Below are 15,702 nucleotides of genomic sequence, written 5' to 3'. Positions count from 1 at the left end.
GTCCTTGGGCAGGGCGGCCCGGCTAGGAGTCCTTGGGCCGGGCGTCGGTGCGGACCGTCACGTCCGGGTGTTCGTCCACCAGGCGGTCCTCGGCGTCGGCGTCGGCAACTTCACCGGCGCTGCGAAGCGGCTTGGCCTGGCCGGAGAACCGCTGGTGGAGCGAGGCCGCGGCTTCGTCGCGCTGTTTCTGGAAAAACAGGAAGCTGATGGCGAAGGCCATCATGCCGGCGCAGAGGGCGGCCAGCAGCCAGCCCAGCTGCAGGTAAATGAAGAGGGCGAACAGCGGCGCGAACAGCGCCAGACGGATCAGGGAGTATTTCAGGAAGGCCACCATCCCAGTTTAGCCGTCCCTCGCCGGGCAGGCCCGGCCAGGCGGCGCCCAGGCCAGCGCCCCCTGCCTGCTTGCGCGGGAGAAGGACAACGGCCAGACCCCGGAAGTTCCCGCGGAGGCTAAACTGAAGCTATGCTCCGTGTCGTGGTCCCCATCGTCGTACTGGTCGTCTTTGTCTACGGACTGATCGACTTGATCCGCACCGATGCGCGCCAGGTCAAGGGCATTTCCAAGCCGGCCTGGATCGTCGTGCAGATCCTCCTTCCCGTGCTCGGAGCCGTCCTGTGGTTCCTCATCGGCCGCCCCCGCGGCGGCGACGCACCGGCCGCCTCGAACTACCGGCACCCCACGGCGCCGGACGACGATCCCGACTTCCTCCGGAACCTGGAGCTGCGCCGCCGCAACCAGGCCGAGGCCGACCGGATCAAGAAGCTCAAGGACGAACTGGAGGCCAGGGAGCGCCGCCTGGGCCATGACGGCGGGGACTCCCGGGGTCCGGGCTCGGGTGGAACCCACGGCAGCGGCGACCCCGCCCCTGGTACCGACGAGGTCAAGTAACCCCCGTCGCCCGACGCACCGGTTCCCTGCCGCCGTCATTCCGCGCCGGCGGATCGGATGCTCATCTACTCATCCCTTCACGCTGGCGGACAGGACCCTCTCTGATCGTCCCTTCGCGCTGGCGGACAGGATGCTCCTCTGAACGTCCCCGCGCTGGTTCGCACTGAGATTCGGCCATTTGCCACATAGGGCCGTTAACCCGGCCCCCGAGCAGCCGTTATTGGCAAACCGCCGCCAAGTTTGCTGCAGCCAGCGCTCCTGCTCGGCAGATTCAACTCTTCCCCGGGCCGGGGTTCTCCTGTGGATAACGCCCGAACCCGCTCCCAGCCGGCGCAGAATACATCCATGCGCCAACCCAGCGTGCTTCCACCGCAGCTTCGCCACAGGCCGTTCAGTACGGCGGAGGCCCGTGCGGCGGCGCTGAGCCGGGGCCGGACCCGGGCACGGGATCTTGCCAGCCCCTGCCATGGCGTGCGGATCGCCGCCGCCACCCCGGACACGCTCCTCGGACGTGTCCATGCCCTGGCTGCGGCCACCGACGCCGTCGTGAGCTATCTCTCCGCGGCGGAGCTGTGGGGATTCCCGCTGCCGTCGGGCCCGGCAGCCGCCTCCGTCGTCCATCTGACGAGGCAGCCCGGCCACCGCGCGGTGCGGCGCAGGAACGTCGTGGGGCACCAGCAGTTCCTTGCCCCGGAGGAGATTGTCACCGGCGCACACGTCCGCTGCACCTCCCCGCTGCGGACGTGGTTTGACCTTGCCAACATTCTCAGCCTCGACGACCTCGTGATTGCCGGAGACTTCCTGTTGCGGCGCCGGCACCCGCTGTGCACACAGAGCGAGCTTGATGCCTACCTACCAGGACGCAAAGGAAAGTCCGGCTACCGGAATGCCACGCGTGCCCGCACCCTTATGCGGCCCCGCACGGACTCGCCCAAAGAGACGGAACTGCGTCTGCTGTTGCTCCGCCACGGATTGCCGGAGCCCGGGATCAACGTTCCGATGTTCGACGAGGCTGGCGGCTGGATCCAGGACCCGGACATGTCCTACGAGCGGGAAAAGGTTGCGCTTCAGTACGACGGCGGCCACCATGCTGAACCCGGGCAGCGCCGCAGCGATATCTTCCGGGACGAGAGGGCACGGGATGCCGGATGGCGGGTCGTTGTGTTGACCCAGTGGGACCTGACCCCGTGCCGGCCGGGCATGGAGCCGACGGCGGTCAGCAGGGTGCGGGCGGCGCTGCTGGAGCGAGGCTGGGCACCGGCACCTGCTTCGGGGCCCAGGCGCCGCACCGCGCCACTCCGCCCATCTGACGCAAATGGCCGCTAAGCACGCTGGCTTAGCGGCCATTGCCGGCAAACGATGGGTGGCGCGGCCTACAGGCCGGAGTACGAGTGCAGGCCGTTGAAGAACTGGTTGACGATCGTGAAGTTGAAGACCACGCACAGGTAGCCCACGATCGAAAGCCAGGCCGCGCGGGTGCCGGTCCAGCCGCGGGTTGCCCGGGCGTGCAGGTAGCCGGCATAGACCACCCAGATCACGAAGGTCCAGACTTCCTTGGTGTCCCAGCCCCAGAACCGGCCCCAGGCCTTCTCGGCCCAGATCGCGCCGAACATCAGCGTGAAGGTCCAGCCGACGAAGGCGATCGCGTTGATCCGGTAGGACAGGTTCTCCAGGCTCAGGGCGTTGGGCACCAGGCGCATGAAGCCCAGATTGTCAGCCCCGCCGGCGGCGGTGGTCTTCTGCCGGTGCGACTGGACCAGCTGCAGCGCGGACATCGCGAAGGTCAGCGTAAACAGCGCCGAGGAAAGCACAGCGATGGAGACGTGGATGATCAGCCAGTAGCTCTGCAGGGCCGGCACCAGGTGCCCGACCGGCGTCCAGTACGCCACGGAGGCCGCGACCAGCATGACGATGGCCAGGCCGACCACGAAGGTGCCGAGGAAGCGCAGGTCGCGCCGGATCAGGACCAGCAGGAAGACCGCCACGGCGACGAAGGCGCCGGTGGTCAGGAACTCGTACATGTTGCCCCACGGCACGCGGCCCGCGCCGAGCGCACGGGTGATGACGCCGGCCGCGTGGATGGCGGCACCCAGCACGGTCAGGGCGACGGCGACCCGGGCGGGCGCGCGGCGTTCGCTGCCGTAGCGCATGCCGCCGTCGGCGGTCACCCCGGCACCGCTGGCGGCGGCGGAGGACGAGGGCCGTTCGGCACGCCCTGCCGGTCCACTGACGGCGCCTTCGGAGCGGTCGACGGCGGAGGATGCCCCGACGCCGGCGCCCACGGGGACGCGTGCCGGCTCGGCGCCGGAGAGCTGGGCGGCCTTGAGGTCCACGGCGCGCAGGGTCTTGCTGCTCTTGGCCAGGTCCCAGGCGAAGGCGATGAAGGCCACCGTGTAGGTCCCGGCGGCCAGCAGCATGAAGAGCTCGCTGTACTGCCCCATGGTTTCGTTGATCGAGAACGGCATTACTGTTCCTTCTTTGACTCGGGCGAGCCTGCTGTGGACTGGATGAAGTCTGGTGCGGCGGAATCCGCGGTGTCCGGGCCGGCGCCGGTCCGCGTACCGGCGTCCGCCCGGTCATTATCCTCCGGCGCGCTGGGAACCGGCTGGGAGCCCTCCACTTCCTCAAGCGGCCACGCAGCCGAAAGCAGGGCGCGGATCGCCGCTGCCTCGCCGGCCAGCCGGTGGTCCTCGCCGCGGGCCAGCAGCCCGTACTCGACCATGGTGCGGCCGTCCGGGTGGGTTCCGGTGCGGACCCAGGCGCGGCGGCGGTTCACGTACAGGGATGTCACCAGCCCGGCCACGGCGACCAGGGCGAAGAACAGGGCGTAGCCCTGGCCGGGGTTGTGGTGGATGTCGACGCCGACGTACCGCTTGACGCCGTCGAACGTGATGGTGCCCTTGCCGTCCGGCAGCGTGTGGGTGGTTCCCGGGGTGAGCACGATGCCCTTGGTGGGCAGGTTGCGCGCATTGAGCGGCGTCAACTTCTTGACGTCGAGCTCGAACACGTTCTGCGGGGCGCCGTCGTTGAGGCCGAGGTCGCCGTAGTACGAGTTGAGCGTCAGCTGCGGGTTGAACAGCTCCGGGTCCCCGCTGAAGGACACGCCTTCGGGGGTGATGAAGGCGGTGGGCAGGAAGAAGCCTGCGAAGGCGAGCTGGTCCGGCTTGGCGTCGGGAACCTTGATGACCACCGAGGAGTAGTAGTTGTCGCCCTGCAGCTTGGCCACGACCGGGCCCTGCATGGCGACGTTGCCGGCGCCGTCCCGCACCGTGACCACGGGGGCGTAGCCGTTGCCGGTGAGGTAGACGCTGGTGCCGCCGAGGCTGATCGGGTCGTTGACCTTGAGCGTCTGCTGCTGGGCGGGGGCGCCGGGGTTCTCCTTGGTGGTGACGTCGGCCTTGAAGTCGATCGGCTGGCCGAACTTGCCCTTGGATTCCCGGTCGAAGGTGATCTGGAATTTGTTGAGCTGGATGGAGTACGGCTCCAGCTGGCTGGACTGGAAGTTGGTGCCCGGCGTGAACTGGTCATAGCCCACGAGGGTGTTCACGAAGGTGTCGCCCTCCACCAGGATCCGTTGCCCGCTGTAGCCGAAGAGGCCGCCGGCGGCGACGGAGACCAGCACGCCGATCAGGGCGGTGTGGAAGACCAGGTTGCCGACTTCCTTGAACAGGCCCCGTTCCGCGCCGAGCGAGGGGCGCGCCCCGTCACGGTCCCGGACCTCGACCCGGTAGCCGCGCTTCTTCAGCAGCGCGGCGGCGTCGTCGATGGCGCGCGACGCCGGGATCCCGGCGTCGGCGGGGACCACCAGGGTGCCGTACTCGGGCAGCCGCGACAGCCGGGCGGGTGTGCGCGGCGGCTGGGAGCGCATGGCCCTGTAGTGCACGATCGCGCGCGGCACGACGCAGCCGATCAGTGAAATGAACAGCAGGATGTAGATCGCGGAGAACCATGCCGAGGAGTACACGTCATAGAGCTGGAGCGAGTCCAGGATCTTGCCGTAGTCGGGGTGGTCCTTGATGTACTGCGTGACCACCGCGGGGTTCGCGGGACGCTGCGGAAACAGCGACCCGGGAACGGCGGCGACGGCGAGCAGCAGCAGCAGGAACAGCGCGGTGCGCATGCTGGTCAGCTGGGTCCAGGCCCAGCGGAGCATGCCCAGTGGCCCGAGCGAGGGCAGGACGGCCTCGGCCTTGGCCGCCGCCACCGCTCCCTCCGCGGGGCCGGAACCTGGGCCGGGGCCGGTCCGGGGCGTGCCGGGGGTCGGGGTTGTCTTCTCTTCGTTCACTCGCTCGCTCATCAGATTGGCAGTTTCACATCGGTTTGGAACCAGTACTGCAGACCGGAGACCCAGGCACCCCAGACACCGCTGGCCATCAGGATGCCCAGCACGATCAGGATGCCGCCGCCAGTGCGCTGGATGGCCACCCGGTGTTTACGGAAGAAGGACAGCACGCCGACGCCGCGGCGCACGGCGAGTGCGATCAGCAGGAACGGAATGCCCAGGCCCAGGCTGTAGACGAACGCCAGGAGGGCGCCCTTGGCCGCCGACGATCCGCCGGAGAGGCTGAGCAGCTGGACGGCGGAATAGGTCGGGCCGATGCAGGGCGCCCAGCCCAGGCCGAAGGTCACGCCCAGCAGCGGCGCGCCCCACAGTCCGGCCGGGGGCTTCGCGTGGATCTTCGCGTCCCGTTGCAGCCAGGAGAAGCCTCCCAGAAAGACCACGCCCATCACGATCACCAGCGCACCGAGCAGCTGCGTGATCCAGGCGTTCTGCGTCCCGGTGATCAGGGTGCCGAGCTGGCCGAAGGCCCCGCCGAGGAGGACGAAGATCACCGAGAAGCCCAGGACGAACAGCCCGATACCGGCCAGCATGCGGCCGCGCTTCTGCTTCTGCAGGTCGACGCCGGTCAGGCCCGTGACGTAGCCGAGGTAGCCGGGTACCAGCGGCAGCACGCAGGGCGAGAGGAACGACACGAGGCCTGCCAGCAGGGCCACCGGGATGGCCAGCAGCAGCGAACCGCTGAGGATGGCTTCGGCGAAGGGGCTGTTCACGGGGTCACCTGGCCGCTACTCGGCCACGGCGGCGGCAATGAGGGACTTAAGGGTGCCCTTCTGGATTTCGCCGAGCACGCGCGAGGCAACGCGGCCCTGCTTGTCCAGCACCAGGGTGGTGGGCACCGCGCCGGGCGGGACCAGCCCGGAGACGGCCAGGAGCACCGCACCGTCCTTGTCGTTGAAGCTCGGGTAGGTCAGGTTGAACGTCTTGTCGAACGCGTCCGCCGTCGCCTTTTCATCGCGCAGGTTGACGCCGAAGAACTGCACGCCCTGGCTCTTGAATTCCTGGTGCAGCGCCTCCAGCGAGGGCGCCTCCACCCGGCACGGCGCGCAGGCCGCGAACCAGAAGTTGAGTACCGTGACCTTGCCCTGGAACTGCGACGCCGTAACCGTGGTCCCGTCGAAGAGCGTCCCCTTGAGCTCGACCGGCTTCTTCCGGTCGGCAGCGGCGAATTCGGTCACCGAGCCGTCGCCCGCGACGTAATTCTTGTTGTCCCCCGCCCTGGCCTGCTTGGCGAGGTCATCCTCCTGCGCGCAGCCGGCGAGTCCGAAGACGGCGGCCAGCGCCGCGCCTCCGGCGCCCAGGACGTTGCGGCGGGTGGGCCGTGGATTGCGGATGGACATGCTCAGGCCCCCGGAGTGTTCGACGCGCCGGGCAACAGGGCGGCGGCAGGCTCGCTGTAGTCCACGCGCAGCAGCGTTCCGGCGTCGTCAAACACCAGCGAGGTGACGGAGGTCAGGGTGCATTCACGCTTGCGCGGGTCGTGCCAGAGCGGCTTGCCTTCGGCGCTGAGCCGGGTGGCCCAGATCGGCAGCTGGTGGCTGACCAGAATCGCCTCCGCGCCGTCGCCGCCGAGTTCGATGGCCCGCGACCGTGCGTCCTGCACGGCGGCAGCCACCCGGCTGGCCTGCTGCTTGTACGGCTCACCCCAGGAGGGGCGCAGCGGGTTGCGCAGCATCGGCCAGTGCCGGGGCCGGAGCAGTTCGGCCTTGGAGACCTGAAGGCCCTCGAAGTAGTTTTCGGCCTCGATGATCCGTTCCTCGGTCTCGATCTCGAGGTTCAGGGCCCGCGAGATGGGCAGCGCCGTTTCCTGCGCCCGGGTCAGCGGGGAGGCGGCGAGGTGCACGATTTTCGCACCCTGCGCGGCGCGTTCGCTGAAGTGGTCGGCGAGCGTCAGGGCCATCTGCCGGCCGAGTTCGGAGAGGTGGAACTCCGGCAGCCTGCCGTACAGGACGCCCTCGGGGTTATGGACCTCGCCGTGGCGGAGCAAATGGACAGTGGCTTGGGGCATGTGTACCAGTTTCTCAAAGGGCAGGGGCAATGACGAAATCTTCTACGACAGGTAGAACTGAAAGTTTTTGAGAAATGTTCCCCGCGGGTGGAATAAAAGATGCAAACGCATGTTTATACTGGATGCAGCAGTTAGTTGAGACTTCAACAAATGAAGCGTCAACCTACGATCAGACGACAACAGCACGACCCACCCGACTCAAGGAGAACCACCATGGCACTTCCCACCAACGTCACCCCCGGCACCTGGACCCTGGACAACTCGCACAGCGAGATCGGCTTCACCGTCCGGCACGCCGGCATCAGCAAGGTCCGCGGCCAGTTCAAGGAGGCCGACGCCACCCTCAACCTCGCCGAGGACGTCGCCAGCTCCAAGGTCAACGCCACCATCAAGACCGCCAGCTTCGATTCCGGGGATGCCAACCGCGACGGCCACGTCCGCGGTGAGGACTTCTTCGACGTCGAGAAGTTCCCGGAAATCTCCTTCGTCTCCAGCGCCATCGTCCCCAAGGGCGATGCCTACGAACTCCAGGGCGACCTGACCATCAAGGGCGTCACCCGTCCGGTGGCACTGGAAACCGAACTCCACGGCGTGGCCGTCGACCCCTTCGGCAACACCCGCGCCGGCCTGACCGCCGAGACCACCATCAGCCGCAAGGACTTCGGCCTGACCTGGAACGCCGTCCTCGAAGCCGGCGGCGTGCTCGTCAGCGACAAGGTTGCGATCAACCTCGAACTGGCCTTCATCGCCCCCGCCGCCTAGTTCCCTCCGGAACCTGGCGGCCCGGTTAGCCGGCACCGGAAATCCCCGTGCCGGCTAACCTGGCCAAGCCACCCAGCACCCCGCACCTCCCACGGATCCGCCCCGGATCCGTCCCCGGAGGGGCGGGGTGCGCCGTTTAAATGGCAGCGGCTCCGGGCGGCCTTTCCCAGCAGACTCCCAGAGAGACCGCACCGCCGGGAAGGCTGCTGGAAACGCCCCGGGGCCGGGTCTAGAGTGAAATTCATGAGCAATCCCGGCGACGTTCCCGAGCCTGACCAACCTCGCCCCCGACCGGCCGGCGGCTTCCGGTTCAGGCTTCCCGACGACCGCCCGCGGACCTTCCGGGATGCGATGCCCGTGGGCGGCTACGCCGGGCTCTTCACCCTTCCCGCCATGCCGACAGAGCTGCGGATCTCGTACTACGTCTGGGTCATCGGCGGCCTGCTCGGAATCCTCGCCGCGGTGATCGGCCTCTTCGGCACCCTCGTCCTGTTTGCGGTCTCGCCTCCGGCCGGCATCCTGCTCCTGTTGCTGGTCCTGGTGGCGCTGGCGTTGGCCGGCGCCCAGCTGACCCTGGCCATGAAAATGAAGGAAGGCTGGGAGTGGGCACGGTTCGCCTTGACGGCAGTCACGGCAGCCAGCCTGCTGCTTGCCGTCCTGGGCACGGGCCTCGCCGGTGGTGGCAGCTGGCCCGGTTTCGCCATCAGCCTGGCCGCCACGATCCTGATGTGGCTGCCGAAGGCGCAGCAGTGGTTCGACGCCTTTAAAGGCAGGGCCTGACCGCGGGCGGAAGCCGAACGACGGGGCGGCACCCCCGCCGAGAATACCTCTAAGGAATGACCCACAGAGACGCGGCTGGGGGGTACGGTGGACTCAACCACGCTGGGGGCAGGGTCTTGACACTGGTCCCGGCAGTCCCAACCTTCGTCGACACGCAAAGGACCGCCATGAGTAACCCGCCAGTCGAGCCCTCCAACCCGGACGGACCCGAGTCGGGCAAGGCACCGCAGTACGGCCAGCAGGCGTCTGGCTACGGCCAGAACGCTCCGGAGTACGGCCAGAGCGCCCCCCACTATGGCCAGCAGGCCCCCGGCTACGGCCAGAACGCGCCCCAGTACGGTCAGCAGCCGCCGGCCTACGGGCAGAACGCGCCGCAGTACGGCCAGAACGCGCCCGGCTACGGCCAGCCGCAGTACGGCCAGCAGCCGCCGGCCTACGGGCAGGCCCCGGGCCAGTACGGCCAGAGCCCCTATGGACAGTCCCCCTACGGGCAGTCCCCGTACGGCGCCTACCCGTCGGAGCTGCCGACCGGAGGCGCCGGAACCCGGCCCGCGCAGCTTGACCTCGCCTTCTGGCTCATCCTTGGCGCCGGCATCCTCTCGCTGATCAGCAGCCTGGTGGTCGCCTTCACCGGAGCGGAGTACTTCGAGTCGGCCATGCAGGAAGCCGCCGCGCAGCAGGGACAGAGCCTCTCCTCCGAGGAACTCAGCGCCATGCAGGCCATCATCCCCATCAGCGGGATCATCGCCGGATTGATCTCCTTCGGGCTGTACGCGCTGGTTGCCTTCCCTGTCCGCAAGGGCAAGAACTGGGCCCGGATCCTGGGAACCGTTTTCGCCGCGCTGTCGCTGTTTGGCCTGTTCGGGGGCTCCTTCGCCTTCGGCGCGCTCACCGGCATCCTGCAGATCGTGGTGATCCTGATGGGCGTCGCCGGCATCGTGATTCTCTACCTGCCGACCGTTTCGCCGTACTTCAGCAAGCAGCAGCCGTTCTCCAACCCCTACGCGCAGGGCCCTTACGGGCGCTAACCGCAGGTCCGCGCCAAGGGCGCAGGAACCGCAGGACACCGGTCAGTCGGCGTCTTCCGGATCCTGCGCCCTTTGCGCGTGGTAGGCCAGAATCTGCAGCTCCGTGGCCATGTCCACCTTCCGCAGGTTGACCCCGGGAGGGACCTGCAGCATGACAGGGGCGAAACTCAGGATGCTGCGCACGCCCGCCCCGACCACCCGGTCACAGACGTCCTGGGCCACGGCCGCGGGCAGGGCCAGGACCACCATGTTCGCCCCGGTGCGGTGGAGCACGGACTCGAGATCGGCGGCGTCGCTCACTCGGAGCCAGCCGACCTCGGTCCCCACCACCATCTGGTCGGCGTCGAGGATGGCCACGATGTCGAAGCCGCGCGACTCGAAACCGCCGTACCGGGCCAGTGCTTTGCCGAGGTTGCCGGCACCGACGATCGCGACCTTCCAGTCGCGGGTGAGGCCCAGCGCGGCGGCAATGTGGCGGTTCAGATACTGGACGTCGTAGCCCACGCCGCGGGTCCCGTAGGACCCCACATAGGAGAGGTCCTTGCGCAGGGTGGAGGAGCTGACGCCCGAGGCTTCCGCCAGCGACTCGGAGGACACCCGGTCCACTCCCTCGGCCAGCAGGGTGGTCAGGGCGCGCAAATAGAGCGTCAGCCGGGCCACGGCCGCGGGCGGGATCTGCTTGGCGGCAGGTCCGGCTCCTCCGGGCAGGGCACCGGGTGGGGAATCCAGCGAAGTCACTATCTGCTCCATTGCGTCGCGTTGTGAGTCCACTCTAGAGCCCCCGCTGTTCGGGCCACAAAGCAACCCGCGGCGCTTCTTCGGGGGCAGGGCTCAGGCGGGCCGGTCCAGCGCACGCCGCAGGAGCCGGTCCAGCCGAGCCTCGTCGACGCGCCAAAAATCGCGCTGCACGCCGTCCACCAGCACCACCGGGATTTCTTCGGCGTACCGCTCGCGCAGGGCGGCGTCGTCGTCAATGGACCGCTCGGTCCAGCCCAGACCCAGCGCTGCCGTCACCCGGCCGACGGCGTCGCGCGCGTCGGCGCACAGGTGGCAGTTTGATTTGGTGATCAGGACGACGTCGGGGGCGTGGGCGGGTGTGGCCATGCCTCCACGGTAGCCCCGCGCCGGGCCCGGCGTCGACGCGGGACATTGCCGCGGGGCATTGCCGCCGGGCGGCTGCGGCCGCGGGCCCGCTCCGCTGCGCCGGTCCGCGGTGCGGCGGGGCCCGCCTGCGCGGAGAACCCCGCATATTGACTAGACTCGAGGCATGCCCGAGGAGAAGATCGTCGCTGTGGCCACGCGGCCCGTTGCGTCACCGCAGCCCGGTGAGGCCGCCTTCTTCGACGTCGACAACACCCTCATGCGGGGCGCCAGCCTCTTCCACGTGGCACGCAAGATGTACCAGCGCGGCGCCTTCACGATTCCCCAGGCGGCCGGTTTCGCCTGGAAGCAACTGATGTTCGTTTTCCGCGGGGAGAACATCGACGACGTCCACGCGGTCCGTGACACCGCCCTGAGCCTGGCCTCGGGTTTCACCGTCGAGGACATCGAAGCCCTGGGCGAGGAAGTCTACGACGAGATGATCGAGTCCCGGATCTGGCCCGGCGCCAAGGCCCTGGCCGAGCAGCATCTGCGGGTGGGCCGCCGGGTCTGGCTGGTCACCGCTACGCCCATCGAAGTGGCGACAGTCATCTCCTCCCGACTGGGCCTCACCGGCGCCCTCGGCACGGTCGGGGAAATCCATGACGGCTCCTACACCGGCCGGCTGGTGGGCGAGATCCTGCACGGCCCGGCCAAGGCGGTCGCCGTCGCGAAGGTGGCCGAGGACGAAGGCCTGGACCTGAACCGCTGCTGGGCCTACAGCGACTCGCACAACGACATCCCGCTGTTGAGCATGGTGGGGCACCCGGTGGCTATCAACCCGGATGCCCGGCTGCGCCGCCACGCCCGCGAGCACAACTGGCCGGTCTACGATTTCCGCTCCGGCCGCCGGGCGGCGACCCTGGGGCTCAAGGCCGCGACCGTGGGCGGCGCGGTCTACGGACTCTGGCGCGGTTTCGCGCGCTTCCGCGGCCCCTCGCTCTAGGTTTCCCGCCGCGTTCCGGATTTCCGCAGCGGTTTCGGGCTTGTGCCCCCGTTCCGGATTTCCGCGGCGGTTTCGGACGGCCGCAACCCGGGCCCGGGGCGCGCCGGTCCGAAACCCCCGCGCCCGTCCGGAACCCCCGCCCAAAAGAAAATGCCCGCCGCCGGAAGGCAACGGGCATTGACGTTTTCGAAGTATCTCTACTTCTTGTTGCGACGCTGGTGGCGCGTCTTGCGAAGCAGCTTGCGGTGCTTCTTCTTGGCCATACGCTTGCGACGCTTCTTAATAACTGAACCCACGAAAGTTCCTTACCGGCTAGATGCAGTACCTGCCCGTTGGGAAGGGTCCGCGGGCTAAAGCAGCAGACTGAACAACTGACAGGTTCTTACAATGACGTAAAACGTTCCTTAACAGGGTACCGCCTATCCGGGGCACACCACGACCGCGGGCCCGGATCTCGACCCGAACCCCGGACCAGCAGGAGTCCGGTGGACCCTGCGGAATCTCAGGCTGTGCCGGTCCGTCGGTCCACCACGGCACCCTTGAGGTACTGTTCGACGGCGCTTTCCGGCACCCGGTAGGAACGGCCAAAGCGCACCGCCGGCATTTCGCCGGAGTGCACGAGGCGGTACACGGTCATTTTGGATACCCGCATGACCTCCGCGACCTCGGCCACGGTGAGAAAGCGGGCATTGGAGAAGTTGGCCTCCGAAGACATTTCCCTTATTCCTTTTGCTCAAGCGAACGGCTGCCCCGTCTGAACGACATGGCGGTGTGCCGATGCTGAGCCATCAAACAACCATGTGCTAGATACTCTAGGGGTTCGTGGTGCCAATGTGAAAGGTTTCCGCCGGAATTCGCGAAGGATTTCCGCAGGTTTTCTCCATCAGGCATCTTCCCCGGAGTCTCACGCCGCGGCTTCAGTCCCGCAGCCTGCGGGCCCGCGCGGACGCCGCCAGCTGGCCCAGCACCGAGGCCGTAACCTCCCAGTCCATGCAGGCGTCGGTCACGCTCTGGCCGTACGCCAACCCCGTGGGGCCGGCGGCGACGTCCAGAGCCTGGGCACCGCCGACGAGGAAGCTCTCCAGCATGACGCCGGCGACCGCGGAGGCGGATGACCCGCCGTCTTCAAGCTGGGCGCCGATCTCAAGGGCCACCTCGGCCTGCCGGTGGTGGTTCTTGCCGCTGTTGGCGTGGCTCGCGTCGACGATCAGCCGCGGATTCAGCTGCCGGCCGGCCAGGCGCGCCGAAGCCGCCTCGACGTCGGCGGCGGAGAAGTTGGGGCCGCCGCTGCCGCCGCGCAGGATGATGTGGGTGTCGGGGTTGCCGGCCGTACTGACCAGGGCGGCGCGGCCGTCGGCGTCGATCCCCAGGAAGGCCTGCGCGGCCGCCGCGGCGCTGCAGGCGTCGAGCGCCACCTGGAGGCCGCCGTCGGTCCCGTTCTTGAACCCGATCGGCATCGAGAGCCCGGAGGCCAGCTGCCGGTGGATCTGGCTTTCCGTGGTCCGCGCCCCGATGGCGCCCCAGGCGACGAGATCCGCGAGGTACTGGGGGCTGATCGGTTCGAGGAATTCGGTGGCGGTGGGCAGTCCGAGGGCGGTCACCTGGCGCAGGAACTGCCGGGCGGCGCGCAGCCCCGCCGCGATGTCGTGGCTGCCGTCGAGCCGCGGATCGTTGATCAGGCCCTTCCAACCAACCGTGGTGCGCGGCTTTTCGAAGTAGGTCCGCATCACGATCAGCAGGTCCTCGCGGTGCTTCTCGGCCTGGCTGACCAGCCGGCGGGCGTATTCCAGGCCGGCCTTGGGGTCGTGGATGGAACAGGGGCCGACGATTACCAGGAGCCGGTCGTCGACGCCGTCCATGATCGCGCGGACCTCGTCCCGTCCGCGGCCGACGACCTCGGAACCGCGCGCGTCGAGCGGCAGCTCTGCGATGATTTCCTGCGGGGTGGGCAGCGCGGTGAACTCGCTGATCCGCAGGTTGGACGTGGCGTGCTGGTTGTCGGGGGCTGCTTCGATGCTCATGTTCGGGTCCTGTTCCGGGGTGCGGAGCGGGCCCTGATCAGAACCCGCCGGAGAAATGGCGAAGGGCAGAGAATGATCTCTGCCCTGTTGGCTCTGAAGGAAAGTTGGATGCGTGTCAGTTAGACGCGGGCCCCTCCAGAGCCAACGAAAAATACGCATACCAACGGTTAGTCATGATGTTGACGATAGACCCCCGAAGCCGGGAGGACAAAGCACCGGCGTAACATTCCGACGGCGGCCGTGCAGCCGGCCCGCGGGCCCGGGGCGCCGGCCGGACAGCCGGCCCGCGGTGGAAGGGATGCTTGATGCGGCCCGACCACCGCCCTTACAGTGTGGTTAGACCACACGAGTTGACGACGACCAGCCCCGGAGGCAGCAATGACGCAGACCATCGAGCCCGGCAATCCCGAGGCCCCGACGACGCCCGGGGATACCGCCGTGCAGGGACAGCCCGGCGGCAGCGGCGCCGGGTCGGCCGCGGCGGACCGCTCCGGCGCGCTGCCTGACGCCCTGCGGCGCCGGGTGCCGAAGATTGCAGATCTGGCTCCGTTGATGCAGTTCAAGAGGCCCGAACTTGGCCGCGAGGCACGGCTGCGCCGGGCCAGCACCATCTGGGACCTGCGGGACATCGCCAAGCGCCGGACGCCAAAGGCACCCTTCGACTACACGGACGGCGCGGCCGAGGCGGAGATCACCCTGCGCCGGGCGCGTACGGCGTTCCAGGACATCGAGTTCCGCCCCGGCGTGCTGCGGGATGTCTCCGGCGTGGACCTTGGCACCGAGGTCCTGGGCAAGCCTTCCCGGCTGCCGGTGGGCATCGCACCCACAGGGTTTACCCGCATGATGCAGTCCGAGGGCGAATACGCCGGTTCCCAGGCGGCGGCCGCCGCGGGGATCCCCTACACGCTGTCCACCATGGGCACGGCGTCCATCGAAGACGTCGCGGCCGCAGCGCCCGGCGGCCGGAACTGGTTCCAGCTCTACCTGTGGACCGACCGTGACCGCTCCCTCGAACTGATCGAGCGGGCAGCGAAAGCCGGCAACGACACCCTCATGGTCACGGTGGACACCGCCGTCGCCGGCGCCCGGCTGCGCGACGTGCGCAACGGCATGACGATTCCCCCGGCACTGACCCTGAAGACCGTGCTGGATGCCTCCTACCGGCCCGCGTGGTGGTTCAACTTCCTCACCCACGAGCCGCTGACCTTCGCCTCGCTCTCGCGTTACACCGGCACGGTGGCGGAGCTGATCAACTCCATGTTCGACCCCACGCTGACCTTCGATGACCTGGACTGGCTGCGCCAGACCTGGAAGGGCAAGCTCGTGGTCAAAGGCATCCAGACCGTCGACGACGCCCGCAAGGTCGTGGACCACGGCGCCGACGGCGTCGTGCTCTCGAATCACGGCGGCCGCCAGCTGGACCGCGCGCCCATCCCGCTCCACCTGCTCCCGGAGGTTTCGGCAGCCCTGAAGGCGGACAAGAGCGACGCCGCGGTCATCCTGGACACCGGCATCATGAGCGGCGCGGACATCATCGCCGCGCTGGCCCTGGGCGCGGATTTCACCCTGATCGGCCGCGCCTACCTCTACGGCCTGATGGCCGGCGGGCGCGCGGGCGTGGACCGCGCCCTGGAGATCCTGGAGTCCGACATGCGCCGTACCATGGCGCTGCTGGGCGCCAGCCGGATCTCGGAGCTGAACCCCGACCACGTCCGGCTCCTGGCCCGGTAACTACCTCCTGATCCGCGAGAGGGCAGTTCGCGGCAGTGTTCTTGCCGACCATTGCCGC

Annotated in this window: 18 protein-coding genes; 7 read left to right on the top strand and 11 right to left on the bottom strand. The window is 68.5% G+C overall.

Annotation, left to right across the window (positions count from 1 at the left end; genetic code table 11):
* Positions 1 to 22: 22 nt before the first annotated feature.
* Entirely contained in the window at positions 23 to 334 is a 312-nt protein-coding gene (locus ASG71_RS05200) for a DUF4229 domain-containing protein (protein ID WP_056737635.1), read from the bottom strand.
* Between the two features lie 129 nt (positions 335 to 463).
* Between ASG71_RS05200 and ASG71_RS05195 the strand changes: the two genes are divergently transcribed.
* Together ASG71_RS05195 and ASG71_RS05190 are read left to right on the top strand one after the other, a co-directional pair.
* Positions 464 to 889 (top strand): PLD nuclease N-terminal domain-containing protein, encoded by a 426-nt coding sequence (locus ASG71_RS05195; protein ID WP_056737634.1) that lies wholly within the window; start codon positions 464 to 466, stop codon positions 887 to 889.
* Positions 890 to 1,234: 345 nt separating this feature from the next.
* The gene (locus tag ASG71_RS05190) at positions 1,235 to 2,215 is read left to right on the top strand and encodes a hypothetical protein (RefSeq protein WP_056737633.1); all 981 of its coding nucleotides are present in this window, start codon (positions 1,235 to 1,237) and stop codon (positions 2,213 to 2,215) included.
* Between the two features lie 47 nt (positions 2,216 to 2,262).
* On the opposite strand, the gene ccsB is transcribed toward ASG71_RS05190, so the two are convergent.
* The 5 genes from ccsB to ASG71_RS05165 are packed head-to-tail and all read right to left on the bottom strand — an operon-like array spanning position 2,263 to position 7,236.
* Entirely contained in the window at positions 2,263 to 3,354 is a 1,092-nt protein-coding gene (gene ccsB, locus ASG71_RS05185; protein WP_056737632.1) for a c-type cytochrome biogenesis protein CcsB, read from the bottom strand.
* A complete protein-coding gene (locus ASG71_RS05180; protein ID WP_056737631.1) occupies positions 3,354 to 5,186 on the bottom strand; it encodes a cytochrome c biogenesis protein ResB in 1,833 nt (610 codons plus the stop codon). The genes ccsB and ASG71_RS05180 overlap by 1 nt, the downstream gene beginning before the upstream one ends.
* Positions 5,186 to 5,941: a cytochrome c biogenesis CcdA family protein gene (locus tag ASG71_RS05175; protein WP_056737630.1), complete on the bottom strand. Its 756-nt coding sequence runs from the start codon at positions 5,939 to 5,941 to the stop codon at positions 5,186 to 5,188. The genes ASG71_RS05180 and ASG71_RS05175 overlap by 1 nt, the downstream gene beginning before the upstream one ends.
* 15 nt (positions 5,942 to 5,956) lie before the next feature.
* A complete protein-coding gene (locus tag ASG71_RS05170) occupies positions 5,957 to 6,568 on the bottom strand; it encodes a TlpA family protein disulfide reductase (RefSeq protein ID WP_056737629.1) in 612 nt (203 codons plus the stop codon).
* A 2-nt stretch (positions 6,569 to 6,570) separates the two neighbouring features.
* Positions 6,571 to 7,236: a histidine phosphatase family protein gene (locus tag ASG71_RS05165; protein WP_056737628.1), complete on the bottom strand. Its 666-nt coding sequence runs from the start codon at positions 7,234 to 7,236 to the stop codon at positions 6,571 to 6,573.
* A 213-nt stretch (positions 7,237 to 7,449) separates the two neighbouring features.
* On the opposite strand from ASG71_RS05165, the gene ASG71_RS05160 reads away from it, so the two are divergent.
* The 3 genes from ASG71_RS05160 (at position 7,450) to ASG71_RS05150 (ending at position 9,806) form a co-directional block, all read left to right on the top strand.
* On the top strand, positions 7,450 to 7,998 hold the full coding sequence (locus tag ASG71_RS05160; protein ID WP_056737627.1) for a YceI family protein: 549 nt from the start codon (positions 7,450 to 7,452) through the stop codon (positions 7,996 to 7,998).
* A 243-nt stretch (positions 7,999 to 8,241) separates the two neighbouring features.
* Complete coding sequence (locus ASG71_RS05155) at positions 8,242 to 8,778, top strand: hypothetical protein (RefSeq protein ID WP_235563936.1); 537 nt, start codon at positions 8,242 to 8,244, stop codon at positions 8,776 to 8,778.
* 167 nt (positions 8,779 to 8,945) lie between these two features.
* Positions 8,946 to 9,806 (top strand): hypothetical protein, encoded by an 861-nt coding sequence (locus tag ASG71_RS05150; RefSeq protein WP_056737626.1) that lies wholly within the window; start codon positions 8,946 to 8,948, stop codon positions 9,804 to 9,806.
* A 42-nt stretch (positions 9,807 to 9,848) separates the two neighbouring features.
* Here the strand turns inward: ASG71_RS05150 and ASG71_RS05145 are convergent, their stop codons facing one another.
* Positions 9,849 to 10,544 (bottom strand): redox-sensing transcriptional repressor Rex, encoded by a 696-nt coding sequence (locus ASG71_RS05145; protein WP_056737625.1) that lies wholly within the window; start codon positions 10,542 to 10,544, stop codon positions 9,849 to 9,851.
* 93 nt (positions 10,545 to 10,637) lie between these two features.
* Positions 10,638 to 10,910 (bottom strand): glutaredoxin family protein, encoded by a 273-nt coding sequence (locus ASG71_RS05140; RefSeq protein ID WP_056737624.1) that lies wholly within the window; start codon positions 10,908 to 10,910, stop codon positions 10,638 to 10,640.
* 163 nt (positions 10,911 to 11,073) lie between these two features.
* Here ASG71_RS05140 and ASG71_RS05135 point away from each other — a divergent pair, with 163 nt between their 5' ends.
* Positions 11,074 to 11,892 carry an HAD family hydrolase gene (locus ASG71_RS05135; protein ID WP_056737623.1) on the top strand — a complete coding sequence of 273 codons (819 nt, stop codon included), beginning with the start codon at positions 11,074 to 11,076 and terminating at the stop codon, positions 11,890 to 11,892.
* 197 nt (positions 11,893 to 12,089) lie between these two features.
* On the opposite strand, the gene ASG71_RS16270 is transcribed toward ASG71_RS05135, so the two are convergent.
* From ASG71_RS16270 to ASG71_RS05125, 3 genes are all read right to left on the bottom strand, one after another.
* A complete protein-coding gene (locus ASG71_RS16270; RefSeq protein ID WP_003792170.1) occupies positions 12,090 to 12,188 on the bottom strand; it encodes a 30S ribosomal protein bS22 in 99 nt (32 codons plus the stop codon).
* A 206-nt stretch (positions 12,189 to 12,394) separates the two neighbouring features.
* Positions 12,395 to 12,607, bottom strand: a complete 213-nt coding sequence (locus ASG71_RS05130; protein ID WP_056737622.1) for a helix-turn-helix domain-containing protein — start codon at positions 12,605 to 12,607, stop codon at positions 12,395 to 12,397.
* A gap of 202 nt (positions 12,608 to 12,809) precedes the next feature.
* Positions 12,810 to 13,913, bottom strand: a complete 1,104-nt coding sequence (locus ASG71_RS05125; protein WP_056737621.1) for a 3-deoxy-7-phosphoheptulonate synthase — start codon at positions 13,911 to 13,913, stop codon at positions 12,810 to 12,812.
* A gap of 378 nt (positions 13,914 to 14,291) precedes the next feature.
* On the opposite strand from ASG71_RS05125, the gene ASG71_RS05120 reads away from it, so the two are divergent.
* The gene (locus ASG71_RS05120; protein WP_082574886.1) at positions 14,292 to 15,644 is read left to right on the top strand and encodes an alpha-hydroxy-acid oxidizing protein; all 1,353 of its coding nucleotides are present in this window, start codon (positions 14,292 to 14,294) and stop codon (positions 15,642 to 15,644) included.
* Positions 15,645 to 15,702 lie beyond the last annotated feature (58 nt).

The organism is Arthrobacter sp. Soil763, from assembly GCF_001428365.1.
In the GTDB taxonomy this organism is placed as follows: Bacteria; Actinomycetota; Actinomycetes; order Actinomycetales; family Micrococcaceae; genus Arthrobacter.
Note: the sequence above shows the minus strand (reverse complement) of the source record. Positions and strands in the feature narration are given on the sequence as shown.